At 44.1% G+C, this 17,551-nt stretch carries 6 protein-coding genes; 1 reads left to right on the top strand and 5 read right to left on the bottom strand.

Annotation, left to right across the window (positions count from 1 at the left end; genetic code table 11):
* Positions 1-54 precede the first annotated feature (54 nt).
* The 5 genes from ACK4HU_RS14950 to ACK4HU_RS14930 all read right to left on the bottom strand — a co-directional run bounded on the left by ACK4HU_RS14950 (position 55) and on the right by ACK4HU_RS14930 (position 16,085).
* On the bottom strand, positions 55-11,025 hold the full coding sequence (locus tag ACK4HU_RS14950) for a glycine-rich domain-containing protein (RefSeq protein ID WP_409808071.1): 10,971 nt from the start codon (positions 11,023-11,025) through the stop codon (positions 55-57).
* Positions 11,026-11,961: 936 nt separating this feature from the next.
* Entirely contained in the window at positions 11,962-13,797 is a 1,836-nt protein-coding gene (gene rho, locus ACK4HU_RS14945) for a transcription termination factor Rho (protein WP_409808069.1), read from the bottom strand.
* A 202-nt stretch (positions 13,798-13,999) separates the two neighbouring features.
* Positions 14,000-14,689 (bottom strand): DNA repair protein RecO, encoded by a 690-nt coding sequence (gene recO / locus ACK4HU_RS14940; protein WP_409808068.1) that lies wholly within the window; start codon positions 14,687-14,689, stop codon positions 14,000-14,002.
* A 483-nt stretch (positions 14,690-15,172) separates the two neighbouring features.
* Complete coding sequence (locus tag ACK4HU_RS14935) at positions 15,173-15,757, bottom strand: thymidine kinase (protein WP_409808067.1); 585 nt, start codon at positions 15,755-15,757, stop codon at positions 15,173-15,175.
* Between the two features lies 1 nt (position 15,758).
* Positions 15,759-16,085: a 2Fe-2S iron-sulfur cluster-binding protein gene (locus ACK4HU_RS14930; RefSeq protein WP_409808065.1), complete on the bottom strand. Its 327-nt coding sequence runs from the start codon at positions 16,083-16,085 to the stop codon at positions 15,759-15,761.
* 33 nt (positions 16,086-16,118) lie between these two features.
* Between ACK4HU_RS14930 and ACK4HU_RS14925 the strand changes: the two genes are divergently transcribed.
* A complete protein-coding gene (locus ACK4HU_RS14925) occupies positions 16,119-17,234 on the top strand; it encodes a hypothetical protein (RefSeq protein WP_409808063.1) in 1,116 nt (371 codons plus the stop codon).
* Positions 17,235-17,551 lie beyond the last annotated feature (317 nt).

The raw sequence follows: 17,551 nt of genomic DNA, 5'->3' as shown, positions 1-17,551 counted from the left end.
TTTGAAGTTGCAGGCTCCAAATTGGAATGATTATATAAGCTCAGTTTTTAATGTCTACCTCCTCAAAATTACCTTGTGATATTCCTTGGAATTGGCCCAACTTATCTCAATCGTATAAATACCAGCAGCCTTACTTCTCAAGATATCGGAAAGTTGTAAACTAAGGTGTTTAGCAGATTTACTTTGAATGATTTCAAATATTCCTGTAGCAGATATCACTTTGACAGTGATTTTTTCATCATTGAAAGAACTGGTATTGAGCAATTCCAGATTGATCGGATCTCCGGTAGTCGGGTTAGGGTACACTCTCCAATAGGAAGTTCCAGCCATTGGATCGACTCTGATCGCCTTAGTTTCACTGTAAGTTGTTTCCCCCATAAGGTCAAATTGCTTCAATCGGTAAAATATATTCCCACCAGCAAGTGGTAGTTTGATGTCTTGGTATTTATATTCTTTTGGTTGGTCTGAAAAGCCAGCCCCGGCCGATTCACCTATCGTTTCCCAATCTGTGATAGAATTAATGGAGCGCTCAATTTCAAATCTGTCATTCTCCCATTCCTTGGCTGTCGCCCAAGTCAAGTCCCCCGAACGCATTAGAGAATTGTAGCTAGCATTAAAATACAGATATTCTATTGGGAGGATTCGGAAGTTAGGGTAGCGTATATAGATGACTCCTTGGAAGCCCGCACTTCCACCCAATCTACCGGCACCTCCTCCAGATCCATAAGTAGTAGCCGGTAAACCTGTACCATAGTTATTCCCATTTCCTCCTGCGTAAAACTGATTTCCATTAGCAGTATATGGACTTCCACCATACCCTGCATAATTGGTTATTGCACCAGAAGCTGTACCACCACCACCTGCTCCATAATAGGTTTCATTATCTGAAATAGTCCTTAGTTCTCCGCTTCCTCCCGAGCCGGCATTCATTATTGCTCCGCTTCCGAAAGTGCTTCCGTTTTCACCTAAGCTTGAGTCTCCACCGCCTCCGGCACCTGCCGAACCGAACGTTTCTCCGATCCCATTTCCTCCATTTTTACCCTTAGTTCCATCGCCGCCGGTAGACTCATCCATACCATAGGCTGCACCACCGCCACCGGAAGCACCCTGAGCACCTTGCCGAATTGATGAATTAGTATTAGTAGAACCACCTCCTCCGCCTCCAAAGGCTGAGATGTTGATAAAGGTATTTCCTCCTGCATCTTCAAATAAAGGTCCTGAGAAAAATGAATCGCCTCCATTCCCACCTCTCTGAGCACTTGAACTTGCCCCAAGCCCGAAACCTCCCGGAGTCACCGTGAAGGTAGCGCCTTGCAGACCAGGTAGTCCATTCATAGTAATTCCTGTAAACTGCTGATAAATAACAGCGCCACCACCACCACCACCGGCCGCTTCTCCATAGCCACCACCACCACCACCACCAACCACAAGCACTTCAAACTCATCCAAACCATCAGGTGCAGTCCAAGTCCATGAGGAACAATCTCCTGTCACCCGGATTACTGTGTATCCTTCTGAATCGGTATATTGGAATACATCTCCAGTACCATTACATGGGGGAGGAGGTGTACAGTCATAAGTGATCACTATCCTACCGTTAGGACCGGTTGTGCTCACGATTGCTTGTGCTAGTCTATCTGCGATAGGTACAGATGGAGGTGCTTCAGTAGCAAAAACATTGGTTCCGTCGAAAATAACGAATATTGCACCACTCGGAATTACGCTCATGGTTTGAGAGGCTGTATTTCCTCCTAATCCATCTCCGAAAACCTGAATATTTACTTGGAAGATATTTGCAGGTACTGCGAAAACTCGATTTCCCTCAGTTTTCCAGAACTCTGTACTACAGGAAATTCCATAAGGAGCGGTATTATTTATTGGAGGATAATAAGTACAGTTTTCTGTATCCTTTTTAATGGAATTGATCGTCAGTATCGTTGTCCCTTCATTGCTGTAAGGTAATGAGGTAAAGGTAAATTGACCCGGTGTAGTGACATTCACTGAAATCGTTTGATTAGGTCCTCCATTGATTCCATCTATACTATAATTGATTGTGTAGCTACCAATTGTCAATTGATTACTATACACTGTAAATGTGGAAGTGAAAGGAGGCGAAGTTCCTAAAATAGGATTAACCACATTGATTGCAATGATAGGATAGGTAGGATTTTCCACGGTAATGGTACCTGTCGCACTGATAGAGCCGCATCCTCCATTTAATGGAATGTTATAATTGAATACGCCGAACTCAGTCGGCGTTCCGGAAACAGTAAGAACTCCGGCATTCCAACTTGGAGTCACCCCATTCGGAAGATTGTAATTCACAGTTGGACTTTGTGGTACTATTCCAAATGCTCCTGTCGTAGTATGTATTATAATGACCCCAGTGGGCGTATTGAGACAAAGCGGGGGGTCAGGATTGACCGGAGTTACTGTGTTAGTAGGGGTAACGGATACCTGTACAGGTGCTGATGGTATAGACTCACACGCTGTACCGTTTAAAGTTGAGACAGTGACTCTTCTAAATTGGGTTGTTTCAACCAGTGCTGGAGAATCATAAGTGGCTTCCGTTGCACCCGCAATCGTATTCCAGCCTGGATTAGATGAATTGGTATACTCCCAACGGTAGGTGATGGTTCCAGATCCAATCCCATCTGTTGTACTTGTAAAAGCGGAGGGATCTCCTCCCTCACAAATCGTTTGGTCTGTGGCGATAGCGCCTGTGGAAGGAATAACTTGGATGGTAATTGTTACAGGGTTTGATGGTGGGGATTCGCAGGAAAGTCCTCCAACAGTAGAAATTGTAAATCTTCTATATTGTGTAGTGGCACCCAAGATGGTGGGATCGTAATTGGCTCCTGACGGATTACCAGGAACAGCCGTCCAGTTAGGGGTTCCTAAGTTGGTATTTAACTCCCAACGGTAAGAAATGGTGGCCCCAGTTTCCTGTGGGGTATAGATGTCACCTATAATTTCAGCTGGGTCTTCCCCTGCACAGACGGTTTGGTCACTTGCAATTACTCCTTCAGTTGGGGTGTCCCGTACCACAATTACTCCATAAGCCCTAACTTGTAAACACTCTCCGGTTGTGAAAATAGTGTAATTGTATGTCCCTGCCGTGGTTGGCGAACCACTAAATCGCAGATTCACTCCATTCCAAACACTGGTAATACCTGGAGGTAAGTTCTCCACAACAGGACCTGCTAATCCTCCGCCGACTCTATATTCAATATCTATAATTGGTGAATCTTCACAGACGACTTGGCTATCATCAGTACCTACTGCTGATGTCAATTTAATAAAGGGAGAAAGAGTACCAAAGGAGATGTCGTCCAATCCAAAATCATTTCCTCCCAGGGCGGTATTTAAGTTAACAATTCTAATTGTAGCCGTAGTTGCATCACCTGAGCTCCAGGTTGGATCACTGTAAAACTGCCTCCAGTTATCTAAGCTTACCTGTGCAGCATTAGTTGGCTTTGGAGCGTTGTTTAAATCTAGTATGGTGCCCACCAAGACTCCATTTATCTCAAACTGAAGTCTGGCCGGAGATGACGGATTCAAATTCATAGCCCATGCAGAAAAATAATATTCCGTATTGGGCTCGACAGTAACTGTCTGCTCCCAAATAATTGGCTGTCTAAGCGGGCTTCCAATAAGTGCTCCACCATTGACCATCAAGAAGTTTCTTGGTCCAACGGAATTGTTGGTATGGTCTCTACCATGGAAATTTGTATGGTAGCCTTGAGGGGTAGTAGTCGTACTTCCATTTGCATTTACATTAACTGCATAATACCCCTCAGGCCATAGACCAGTTGTATTATTTCCGTTTACATAGAAATTTTGATTTTGCGTGTATTCGGTAAAGAAACTAGGGCTTGCTGGGCTAAAATTAGTAAAAGACCCGTCAACTACTAATTCCTCAGCTACGCTGAAAGACGAACTAGTAATACATCCATTAGGAGAAGTTGCCGTAACCGAAAATAATCCGGCGGTATTTACAAGAATACTTGAGGTGGTTTGCCCGGTATTCCATAGCCATGTAGTACCAGTCACATTTGAACTTGCTACCAATTCTACACTTCCCGCGACTGCACAATAATCCGCAAGGATCGTAACGATTGGGGTAGGATTGACAGTGATCGTAAACGATTCTGAAAGACCAGAACAACCATTTGCGGTAGGAGTCACTGTAATTGTTGCTGTGATTGGACTTGACCCGGTATTTGTTGTTGTAAACGGAGGAATATTTCCCGAACCTGAAGCTGCCAATCCAATGGTAGGATTACTATTTGTCCAATTATAAATCACGCCCGCTACCGAATTTCCCGAGAAATTGACAGCACTTGAGGATGAACCACTGCAGACTGGCGGTTGATTTGAAATAGGGTTTACAGTGGGAATCGGACTAACAGTGATTTCTACCGTGAAGGTATTACCTATGCAGCCTTCCATCGTCGTCGGCGTTACCGTGTAGGTTACTATTTGATTGGTGTTTGATGTATTTATTAGAGTTTGGGAAATATTTGCCAGTGGTACTGCTTGAGCTGTTTCTCCCGTTATATTTGGATTATTTACCACAGTCCAAATATAAGTTGTTCCTGTTGGGACTAATCCGTTGGTTCCATTGGCTGGAGTGACTGTAAAGCTGTCTCCGCTACAAATAGGTGCTCCAATAATGTTAGTGATTTCAGGCCTTGGATTGACCGTTATGGTCCCAGTTGCTACTTCTGTTCCGCAACCTCCTGTAAGTGGTATGGAATAGTTAAAAGTACCAGTACCAGTTGGTGTTCCTGTGATGGTGATAACGTTAGTGTTCCAAGTGGCCGTTACTCCGGCAGGCAATCCGACTGGTAAACCTATACCGGTAACGAATGAGGTGTTATAGGTTATTGGGGATAAGGACTCATTTAAACATATCGTTCTATCGGGGTCCGTGGTAGTCGCTGTCATGTTCGGCGTGACTGTGATGGTTCCGGTAGCCACCACAGTTCCACATCCACCGGTCAACGGTATTGAGTAGGCGAAAGAACCCGAAACGTCTGGAGTTCCTGAGATAGTAATCACATTTGTATTCCAGCTGGCAGTTACTCCTGAGGGAAGTCCGGTCGGTGTCCCAATTCCAGTCGCAAGGGTTGAGGTATGCACAATAGCTGCTAATGGCTCATTAATGCAAGTAATTCCATCTGTTTGGGAGGAATTGACCGTCATATCAGGAGTAACAGTGATTGATCCTGTTGCCGCTACAGTTCCGCAACCTCCGTTGAGCGGAATGGAATAGTTGAAGGTTCCCGAAACACTAGGCGTTCCCGAAATGGTAATGACATTGGAAGCCCAAGCAGCCGTCACACCAGCAGGAAGTCCGGTAGGAGCACCGATCCCAGTAGTAAGGGTTGTGCTATGCGTAATAGCAGAAAGCGACTGATTGATGCAAGTTGTTCCATCAGCTTGGGTAGAGGTCGCGGTCATATTTGGAGTGACGGTGATGGTTCCTGTTGCAGCTTCATCTCCACAACCGCCAGTCAGTGGAATGGAGTAATTAAAGTTGCCTGATTGAGTTGGAGTTCCTGTAATTGTGATAACATCAGCATCCCAAATAGCAGTCACTCCGGTTGGTAAGCCAGTTGGAGCTCCGATTCCAGTGGCATTTGTAGTAGTGTGGGTGATTGAAGGAATGGCACTATTTATACACTCAGTCGGAGTGGAGGAGGGGCCGCTTACTGTATTGTTTGGATTTACTACAAATGTTCCTGATAGGGTAGAAATGACATCCGGTCCGCATCCATTCGTACTTGAAACCAGCACATAATAATATCTTGGATTTCCATCAGCAACATTGGAAGGTGGTGTAAAGGAATTTGAATTGGTTCCTACTTGTGTATCTACAGCAGTATTGATGACCCCTGTAGTATTGCTATACCATTGATAGGATAGAGTGCCGATTCCTGAGGCTATCACAGAGATCGGTGTAAACGGTCCGTCATTTTCGCAAATAGTAGTCCCAGCCAAGCTAACATTTTCTATTGCTGTTAGTGGATTGACTATAAAGGCACCTGATATTTCTGATGGAACAGTTCCACAGCTGCTCGATGCAGTGGCGTAATAATATCTCGGTAAACCATCAGCAACAGATGCATCTGAGTGAGGAGTGAAATTGGCCAACACCTGTCCAGCGAGCAAAATTCCACCAATGTTGTTAGGCGAATCATTTTGATACCATTGATAGGTTACCATACTCCCTCCATCGCCTAAAGCGAATACTTCAAGCGGTGAAAAAGACCCTCCAAAACAGATTGTTTCATCAAATACATCAGGGTGAACCGTGATTAAGGTTCCGGCAGGATCCACAATGTACTCCCCTGAAAGGTCTGAGATTTCTTCACCGCAATTTCCCGAAACTATAACATAATAATAAGCAGTTCCTTCTGGAGTTGATGGTGGGGTAAAGGAAGCTAATGTCGCACCGGTAACAGGAGTTCCTGGATTGGTTGTTGGATCAGAGTTATCGGTTTTTTTATACCATTGGTATGAAAGATTAGATCCGGTCGCCGAGACTGAAATAGGGTCAAAACCATCTCCAAAACATTCCAAATCATCATTTGGATTTGGTTGGATATCAATTGATGTATAAATGCTAATCTCAATTGTATTGGTAGCCTGGTTCACTACAGAACAACCATTAGTATCCTGATAATTGACAGTTACAGTTTTTGATCCATTGGTTAACCATTCGATTGTGACGGTATTGCTTGTAGTTCCAATACCTCCGTTGGTGATGTTGTAATCGGCCCCAACAGTTCCGGAGACTGTCCAGATGTAGTTGGATTGCCCATCTTGAGTAGTGTAAGTGACTTCATCTCCGATACAGACTGGATTTGAAGGTTGGGTAGTGAAAGAAGGAACAGGCAGAGGATCCAAGTCAATTGTATTGGAAGCTGGGTTGACTCCTGGACAACCATTTACATCCTGATAATTGACGGTTACAGTTTTGGAGCCATCAGTTAACCATTTTATAGTAACTGTATTATTCGAAGTACCTAAACCTCCGGCTGTGATGTTATAATCGGTTCCTTCAGTGCCGGAAACTATCCAGAGGTAGTTAGACTGGCCTCCTTCTGTGGTGTAAGTGACTTCATCCCCTATACAGGAGGGATTGGATGGTTCTGTGGTAAAAGTCGGAATGGGTAGGGAATCCAGATCGATTGTATTGGAGGCGGGGTTAACGCCTGAACAAGTAGTGGAATTCTGATAATTAATGGTTACGGTTTTGGAACCACTTGTTAGCCAATCTATGGTGACTGTATTACTGTTTGTGCCAATACCTCCAGCTTTGATAGTGAAATCTGTTCCTTCTGTACCCGAAACAGTCCAGATATATAAAGATTGACCTGCCTGAGTGGTGTAGGTGATTTCATCCCCGATACAGATTGGATTGGAAGGTGAAGAGGTGAAAGTTGGATTAGGAAGCGGGTTGATAGTTATGGAATTACTGATGGAATTTTCTACACTACAACCGTTAGCATTTGAATAATTTACTGACACATTTTTTGTTCCGGGTGTTAACCAAATAAGCGAAACAGTGTGGTTGATAGTACCGATGCCCCCTGATGTAATAGTATAATCTGTTCCGGCTATTCCTTGAATATTCCAATCATAGTCAAATTGATTATTTTGGGTAGTGTAAGTGACTGGAGCTCCTATACAAACGTCTGCAAGTGGTTCAACTGTAAATGAAGGACTTGGCAGTGGATAAACTGTGACATTTCGAGTTGCCGTTGCGTCGGCACAGCCACCCGTACCAGTCATTGTATAGGTAATTGTAGCTGTACCCGCTGAAACCGCAATAACTTGGCCTGTTGAGTTATTGACTGTAGCTACGGCATTATTGCTCGAAGACCAAGCTCCACCAGCCATAGTCGATGAGAAAGTGGCCTCATCTCCAACACACAATTCAACTGAACCACTTAATGTTCCTGAAATTGGAGCTGCTGTGATAGTGATATTTCGAGTGGCAGAGGCATCCGGACAGCCACCTGTACCCGCTACGGTATAAGTCAGGGCTGCAGTGCCTGGAGCCACTCCAGCAACAAGCCCCGTAGTAAGGTTCACAGTGGCAATTGCTGGATTACTAGATACCCATATACCTCCAGGGCTGGTAGATGAGAACGTAGTTGTGCCTGCTACGCACACTGCCTGATTGCCTGTCAATGTGCCTGCACTTGGCGGTGCGGTGACAGTGATTGTACGGGTAGCGGCTATAGGTGGGCAGCCTCCGCTTGTTGGAAGCGTGTAGCTGATGGTTGCCGTTCCTGCCGTAATTCCGGTCACGAATCCTGTGCTATTTACAGAAGCGACGGCTGAATTGCTTGAGGACCAAGTACCATTTGTTGTGGTTGAAGAAAATTGGGAAGTTCCTCCTATACATATCTCCTGGATACCATTCAATACCCCGGGATTTATAGGTTGGTTAACAAATACCGTTCTGGTGGAGGTAGCAATAGCGCAACTTCCGACAAGTGTATATCTTATTGAGGCAATGCCAATACTCAGCCCTGTGACGACTCCAGTGGTTGGGTTGACAGTGGCAACAGCTTCATTGCTTGAAGACCAAGTACCGCCAGCCATGGTGGAGGAAAAGGCAGTTGTGCCTCCAAGACAGACTGCCTGTGGGCCACTCACTACACCAGCAGTGAGAGTAAAGGAGATCCTTATTTCACCTCTGGCACCATTTCCTCCGATTCCTGTACTGTTTTGCGTTCGAGAGCCACTGCCTCCCCCGCCAATAACAGTTCCAATATATCCGTTTCCACTTCCATCGCTATCAGTTCGTCCAGGCCCTCCAGGCCCTCCATTTCCACCATTTCCACCACTACCACTAGTGCCACTTCCATTTCCACCATTTCCACCATTTCCACCTGCGATTATAGCCCCAATCCCGCCATTTCCACCAGTTCCGCCATTTCCATTAGCAATTCCTCCATTCCCACCATTTGCCCGCACAAGAGTGGTCCCTAATCGGACAACTTCCGAGAACCCTCCATTGCCCCCATTAGCATTGCTAGCTCCGTTACCGCCCACCCCAACAGTAATTGTTAGCACTTGGTTAGGCGAAACATCAAATGGATTGGTTGAGTATGCACCACCACCACCACCTCCACCTTTTCGAACTGCCGAATTATTTGCGCTGCCACCACCAGCTCCGCCACCACCCCAGGCCTCTACAACAATCTGGCTGACGCCATTTGGAATGGTAAAGGTGCCATTGCTCGTAAATATCTCCTCACAGGCACAATTTGTAACGGTGATAGTACCTGTCGCAAAAGCGTCGGGGCCGCAGGTTCCAATTAGGGGAATGGAATAATTAAACGTACCCAACTGGGTGGGATTTCCGGAAATCGTGATAATACCACCTGCAAATGAAGGAGTAATTCCCGTAGGAAGGCCTGTGGCAGTACCTATACCTGTTACACCCTCTGTGGTGTGTGAAATATTAGTGTTACCAGTAACTGCACAAACTGAGGTGGTGGTTGGTGAGGAGGCAGATTTGTTGGGTGAGACGGTTACTTGTATTGGTGGGGTCGTTGATGATTCGCATGCCACTCCATTTAATGTGGATACTGTTACTCTTCTAAATTGAGTAGTTATCGTCAATCCGGATGGAGCGTCATAGGTAGCGGAAGCGGCTCCCGCAATTGAAGACCAAGTGCTGAACGGACTTACTGCACTTTCCCAACGATATGAGATTGTTCCTGACCCTGTTCCTGCGGTTGAACTAGTGAATGCTACCGGGTCTCCACCGTTGCAAATCGTTTGAGCTCCTGCGATAGTTCCAGCAGTTGGTACACTTTGTACAGTAACTTGTATGGATGCGGTGGGCTGTGATTCACAAGTAACTCCGGAAAATGTAGCTATTGTTATTCTTCTGTATTGGGTGGAAACCGTTAAACCAGCTGGAGGATCATAGGTAGCTGAAGTTGCTCCACCTATGGTAGACCAGCTGGAGAATGGACTAACAGCACTTTCCCATCTATAAGTAAGGGTTCCAGTTCCTGTCCCTGCTGTGGTACTTGTAAAAGCTGCGGGGTTTCCACCACTGCAAATTGTTTGAGCTGTTGCAATGGCACCTGCGGTAGGATTAGGTAGTGTGTAAGTGATCCTAATCTCTCCTCGAGCACCAGCACCGCCAGCCCTATTACCTGAATTTCTAGCAGCGCCACTACCGCCACCCCCTATTACTAGGCCTGGATTTCCGTTTGTATTATTATTGTCATTGGCAGGTCCTCCATTTCCACCATCTTCATTCCCATTACCACCATTCCTTCCTGATGCATTCCCTCCATTTCCTGTGGGGCCAGCAGCGCCGCCACCACCACCACCTCTATTAGTTGCTGCCCTATCCGCTCCATCACCACCGTTAAATCCTAAATTATTAAAAATTCCATTTGATGCCCTTCCACCTCTATCACCTGTGTTACTATTATCTCCTGGAGATTGTCCACCTTCAGCAAGGACAATCGCATTAGCTATCAAGGTGGTAGTTGAAATCCAAGAGGCTTGTCCGTTAGTGCTACTTGCACCGCCGTTCCCTACGTAAACGGTTAAAACAGAACCTGGAGTTACAGCTAGTATGCTTCTCGAGAAGGCACCACCACCACCACCACCACTTGCGCCATTCGAACCAGACCTTCTACTGCCACCACCTCCTGCACCCCAAACATCAACTGTAATTGAAGTAACACCAGATGGAACTGTCCAGGAATGAGATCCTGTGGATGTAAAGGCTGGTACATTTATAGCACACTGTCCCTTCACCTCCCCCACACCCAAAAAAATCACCCCCCCAAAAAACCAAAACCCTACTACCCCTTTTCTGAAAAGATGTAATATTGAAAATAGTTGACAATTATGTTCATGACTTGAAAATATGCCTTGGGAAATAGCAGAAATATTCACCTTTATGACCCGCCCTCGGATCAAATAAGGGAAAAGAATACCCCCAAAAACAAAAATCAAAATTGCTGAAATCATTCCTGATAAATTGAATTAGAGTAAATGCAGCATATGTCTTTCATACTATCAAAAGTCCTAAAAATCAACTCTTTGGTTGGGTATACTTATAAATAGAATCTACTTGCCATGATTTGACCTTGTAATTCCTGAGACATTGATACTCGAGCCTTACTACTTTAACTGAAATGACTTTATATTTTTTTGAGAATCGATTCAAATAAAGCCCCTGAAAGGAACCGAGAAAGATCAGGAAGGAAGTGATATCATGCTGGATGCAAAGTTTCATTTCTTCCAGTCTAAGTTTTGCTGAAAGAGAAAATAGCGAAGCCAAAAAGAGTAAACTCCCTAGATTTATGTATTTAATAACTAGAAATTTGTAGCTATCTCTCATAGTCGTGATTTTTTAGAACTTTAAATTATTATTTTAATAAATCCCAAATGGGACCAATAATATTGTATAAAAAATAAATTAACAAAATATAATTTTTAAGTCCATTTTTGGATTATCCAAATGCAAAAAAATTAGGTTCAAGAATTTGAATAGAATTTAGACCAGATATTTACCGAGGGCAAAAAGGAAATTGGGACCTTTTCAAAGGCTGAAATCGAGTAAGTCACTCACTCTTCTCGCCCTTCTAGATTTGTAATCGGGAAGTCTTATCCAAGGATTTGTAGTCCAACCTCTTTTTTTCTCTCCAAGTGCTAGACAATTCCCACCTTATTTCGTCCCCAGTCCTGAGCATGAGCTTCGCTTTTCCCCCGAGATTCCTGCGCAGAGGTTGATTCAAATTTGGCGGCTAATTTCCTTGGGTTACAGTGTAAGCTGTACACGTTGGGACTCCTTCAGAGTCGAGCTTTTTCTGTTTTACACGAATTGCAACTGGCAATTTTTTGAAAAAAAATAACCCCAACTTCTCAGTCGGGGTTTGTATTTTCTTTGTTTGACAGGGGTTGTTACCCGTTCATGCTGATCAAAAACTCCGCATTGTCGCGAGTTCCCTTCATTCGGTTCAGCAAGAATTCCATGGACTCCTGAGCATTCATATCACTCATCAGCTTTCTCAAGATCCATACGCGTTGCATCTCTTCCTTGTCCATGAGCAAGTCTTCTCGACGAGTACCTGAACCAAGTACATCAATAGCAGGATAGATTCTTCTATTCGCCAACTTACGGTCAAGGGCAAGTTCCATGTTACCGGTTCCCTTGAATTCTTCGAAGATCACCTCATCCATCTTAGAACCTGTTTCTACCAAGGCTGTGGCGATGATGGTCAGCGAACCTCCGTTCTCAACATTTCGAGCTGCTCCAAAGAAACGCTTTGGCTTATGAAGTGCATTGGCATCCACACCACCGGAAAGGATCTTTCCGGAGCTCGGTACCACGGTGTTGTGTGCTCGGGCAAGTCGGGTGATGGAATCCAAAAGGATCACTACATCATGTCCGACTTCCACCATTCGCTTGGCTTTTTCCAATACAATGTTAGATACTTTCACATGCCGATCTGCTGTCTCATCGAAAGTAGAGGAGATCACCTCTGCATTTACGGATCTGGCCATGTCTGTAACTTCCTCCGGACGTTCGTCAATCAACAGGATCATCAAGTGAACCTCCGGGTGATTTTTAGTGATAGCATTGGCGATCTGCTGTAGCAAAACCGTTTTACCGGTCTTTGGCTGAGCGACGATCATGCCACGTTGTCCTTTTCCGATTGGAGCAAAGAGATCAAGAATTCGTGTGGAATAGCCATCTGCTTTGGTAGAGAGATTTAATCTTTCCTCAGGGAAAAGTGGCGTAAGGTATTCAAAAGGAACCCGATCCCGGATTTCATCTGTGGTCTTTCCGTTTACAGTTGCAATTTTAAGAAGTGCAAAATACTTTTCTCCTTCCTTTGGAGGTCTGATAGACCCTTTGATATGGTCACCGGTTTTCAATCCAAACAGTTTCACTTGACTAGGAGATACATAAATATCATCCGGAGATGCCAGGTAGTTGTAATCCAATGAGCGAAGGAATCCATATCCTTCCTGCATCATTTCCAAGACGCCTTCATTTTCGATTACTCCGTCAAATTCCCGAGGGCTTACGAATGGTTTCTTGCGATTGGGATTGTGAACTGTTTCGGCTGCAGGAGCCATAAGCTCGTCAGGGTTTCTGAAATTCTTCCGTTTTGGAAGTTCGATTTCAGTTTCCTGTCTTGGAGCGACAGTCGGCATTGGGGTGCTTGCTTCGGTAGTTTCGGCAGTATTGCCAGTGACATCCACTTCCTCAAATGCTCTTCTGCGGGGTCTAAAAGTCTTAGGTTCTTCAGCTGCCGGAGCTTCCTGAATTGCAGGTTGAGGTTCTTTTCTTTCAGGAGCCGGTCTTGGCTCTCTTTTTTCTAAATTTGGTCTTTCTTCCCGCTTTTGTTTCCATTCCGGTTTTGAAGGTTTGGGCTCCACAGGAGTTACAGCTTCTTCAGCCGTTGATTTCTCAGGTTCAGGTGTTGTAGGGATTTCAGTGACATTTTGTCTTCTGAATTTAGGCTTGAACTCGGCCGGTTCTTCAACTTTTGGTAAGCTAGGTACTTGGGCGGGAGATTCTGCGGGTTTTTCTGCTTCTGTGGATGGAGTTTCCACTGCGGAAGGCTTTTTCTTGGGGAGGGCTTGTTCTGGGGTGATGGCCTGCTGGTCCAGAATTGCGTAGACTAGTTCGTCTTTTTTGAGGGTTTTGAAGTTTTTGACTTTTAGCTCCTCAGCAATCTCCTTCAGTTCAGATAAAAGCCTGATTCGGAGTTCTTCTATGTTATACATAAAGAGGGTATGAAATAAATGAGATATTGTAAAATGCGCTATTTGGGAACGTGGATGATTTTCTGAGCAAAAAAGGTCTGCAGGAAAAGCTCAAGTCAAAGCGGGCTGACTTGTTCATACACGGTGATGACACAATATTAAACGATGCTTTTGGATTTAACAAATTTTTTATTGAGATACAGTTCAATGAATTTCAGGTTATTCACTCCATTACTTGTCTGATGACTGTCAGAGATTTAAAGGAACTGGGATTTTCCATCTGTTGGGCGTAGAAGTCGAGCAAGTGATCCAGCAGTTTTCTACGTAGGAATCCTGAGACTTTTCCGCTGCATTGGTATTTTTCAACTACTAACGTTTGGAGGTAATTCAAGGTCAAAGGGAGCTCTTCGTGGGAGAAAGGCTGTTTGTCAGATTCTAAAATAAAGCCTTCTGCATCCTCAGGAGAAAAACCAAGGTACTTTGACTTTTCTATCAGAAACACCAACGGGAAGTGTGCGAGTACAGTTTCCTCTTGATCGAGAAAGACTACACTTTCGGATAAGAAATCATAAAGCGATTCATTTTGATAATTTTCATAAATGCTGCGATTGATCACTTCAGTCATGAAAAGAGCAATACTCGTTCGTGAAAAATCAAAGGGGATTCGCTGATGTGCCCGTTGTAGCTTGGCCTCGGAGATCCGTTGTAGCCCTGAGTTTTCTTTGTTATACACTACGAGGTCCAGCAAAGTCAAGGGTTGGTAAAGCGCCATTTTGGAGCCTTTTCCCATGCTTCTCACTCCATTGATCAAGTAGGATTTCAAGCCAAGTTCCCGGGTGAAAATCTTCACAATAATACTCGTATCCTTGTAGCGGATCGAACTGAGTACTAGTCCTGAAGTTTTTCGGATCATTGGTTTAAGGATTTGAAATTTGAGGTTTGAAATATGAGACCTAAATCGGTCCTTTCTTCAGTGTAATTTTTTTAACCGCAAAGTACGCCGTGGAACGCGAAGTTTTTTTGAGAAAGGCTTTTGTCAAGCTCATTTGGGACTTTTTGGATTTTGAGTCTTAGTTGGCTTTTTTCAAGGCCACGGAGGCTAAAAGCTTCGCTTTTGCGGAACTTTTACGCTACTTACTCTTAACTATTTACCATTTACAATCCCTACTTTTCTCCCCCTTCTTGATATTTAATACCAGTTATTAGTTTCCTGGTCTCGACTCCGCTCGACCTGAAACGTCACCATTCTTCTGCTTTCAACATCGGTCATCGGTCGTCCGACATTTCTTCCGTCTTCGGTCTTCCAACTTTTTCAATATCGAACGCCGAATGTTGAATATCGAATGATGAAGTTACACCTTGCATCGGTCATCTGACACCGGACATCGGTCATCCTTCACTTCTTATCCTCAAAATAACACCTGCGGCATCTTGCCTCATAGCTTTCCTTTTCACCTAATACCACCTTTTCTTTAGCTTCAGATAGTCTTAGCGAAAAAGCGGCCAAGTCTCCGCATTTCATGCAGATAGCATGGACTTTGGTCACATATTCTGCGATAGCCATCAACTTGGGCATAGGTTCAAAAGGCTTTCCCTCAAAGTCCATATCCAACCCCGCCAGGATGATGCGCTTGCCTTTGTTTGCAAGCAATTGAACTACTCTCACGATCTCCTCATCGAAAAACTGGGCTTCATCGATTCCTACTACATCACAGTCACCCGTCAGCAAAAGAATATCTCCAGCGAAATTAACCGGAGTGGATCGAATGCTATTTTCATTATGTGAGACAACGTCCTGATCATGGTAGCGCTTGTCTACCGAAGGTTTGAAAATTTCTACTTTCAGCCTTGCCAATCTTGCCCGGTTGAGTCTTCGGATCAATTCTTCGGTTTTCCCTGAAAACATCGAGCCGCAGATGACTTCGATCTGTCCTTTTCGTTCGGCTTGTCTGCGACTGTTCAGGGTGGGTTCAATAAACATGTTACTCAGTGTAGGCTAGATGGGGGAATTTGTTGATTTCGGCGACACGGATGACTATTTCATCTTTTATGAGCCGACTTTGGCAACAAAGGCGCTCATTTAATTTAAGGCGGTTTTGATTTCTGTAAAAAAGCTCTCGATCAGTCTCCGGACTCAGGTTTTCCATTCCTTTGACCACGATCATTTTGCAAGTGGTACAGCGACCTTTTTTTCCGCAGGCATGCATCCAGTCCGTACCGTTTTCATGAATTATTTCGATAACTTTACGATCAGGGTGTTCCGTATCAATACTAAGATTTCCTAGGTTTTTGATGACTATTCGGGGCATTTCTTCGTTTGATTGTGAAAATAAGACCCACTCATGACAGTTCAAATTAACAGCAATTATTTAGAAAACTATTCACGTGAATATGCGCAACTGGTTTGCGAGAAATTTTTCACAAGTAGACAATTTATTACTGGCCAGGATATCATTCAGTTGACAAGCAGTATTCAGGTCAATTTTTTTATCATCAAGCGGCTATTTGAACTTTGGCAGGAAGAATTGGCAAAGTTGAAAAGCAGTCCTTACTTTGATTATAGGGATATCGCAGTGCACGATGCACTCACGCAATTCATGAATGTGCTCTCGCGAAGAATCAAAGTAGAGCGTTCAAATCTTGAGCCTTTGGTTAAATCCGCTGTCTCCCAAGCTATACAAGTTGCGACAGATCCGGTCTCATTTTACCAAAAAGAAATCAGCAAGGCTCCCTCTGGAAAGATCAATGAATTCCTACGGGAAAACAAAAAATACTATAAATGGAATGATAAAGTGGTCTCATTCCTTATTGACAAAACGGGTTTTGGTCATGACTCCGATTCCTATTTGCGAGCGATTGGCGCCAACTATCAAGTGGTCAAGGATTCTTTAGAATCTGTAAATCTTCTTTTAGCCACATTAGGCGATATCAAGGCCTTTGATTCTGATCTGTATTTGGGAGTTGGGGAGAAAGATTTTAGTCCAGCTAGCGAACCTGCGATCAAGGCTGAAGCAGCTGATGGATCATTTTTCGACAGAATTGAAAACCCTGAGCCGGTCAGACAGTCCACTTTTCCAATAAATCAAGCATTTGAAGAAAAAGTGGTGGTATCGACTGTTCAAGTTGAAAAAGTCTCCATCACAAGTAACGGAACTCAGCTGAATGCCGCAAAACTGAAAGCGCATTTTGCTTCAGAATCTTACAAAGGAATGAAAGGAATCTTAGGTGAGCTTTCCGAAAGTCTTGCTTTGAATCAGCGATTTATGTTTACCAAAGAATTATTTGATGGAAATGCTGATTTACTTCGTCATGCCCTCAAATCAATTGATGAAGCTGGTTCATTTAATTCGGCTGTTGACTTGATCAATTCGAGATTTGTCTCAGAATTGGGCTGGCAGACAGATTCCGAACCCGTGCGAGAATTTATGCAGTTGGTTTACAGGAAATATTCGGATTGAAAGGAAAAGTAGGCGTGTAAAAGTCATTTTGTCATCACTTTTTTTACCACAGAGTTCTCAGAGAATAAGAGTTCTAGGTTGGATGCCTTGGATGGTTCTTTTGAACTATTCGGCAAAATTAGTCTTGATCAAGATCACAATGGATGTACGCATCTCTTTATGGCCGTCATTTGAAGCAGCAGCCTTTCCCGACAAGTCTTTTCATTGATTTTATCGGGGACGATGCAATCCTATATTCTCTGCGTTTTTTTTTGCGCCTTTGCGGTAATTTTTTTTAGCCACACGAAGTTGCGCAATGGTTTTTTACCAAGGAGCAC

The sequence above is a fragment of the Algoriphagus sp. genome (assembly GCF_046296635.1).
GTDB lineage: Bacteria > Bacteroidota > Bacteroidia > Cytophagales > Cyclobacteriaceae > Algoriphagus.
The sequence above is the reverse complement of the archived record's forward strand: the minus strand, read 5'-3'. Positions and strand labels throughout refer to the sequence as shown.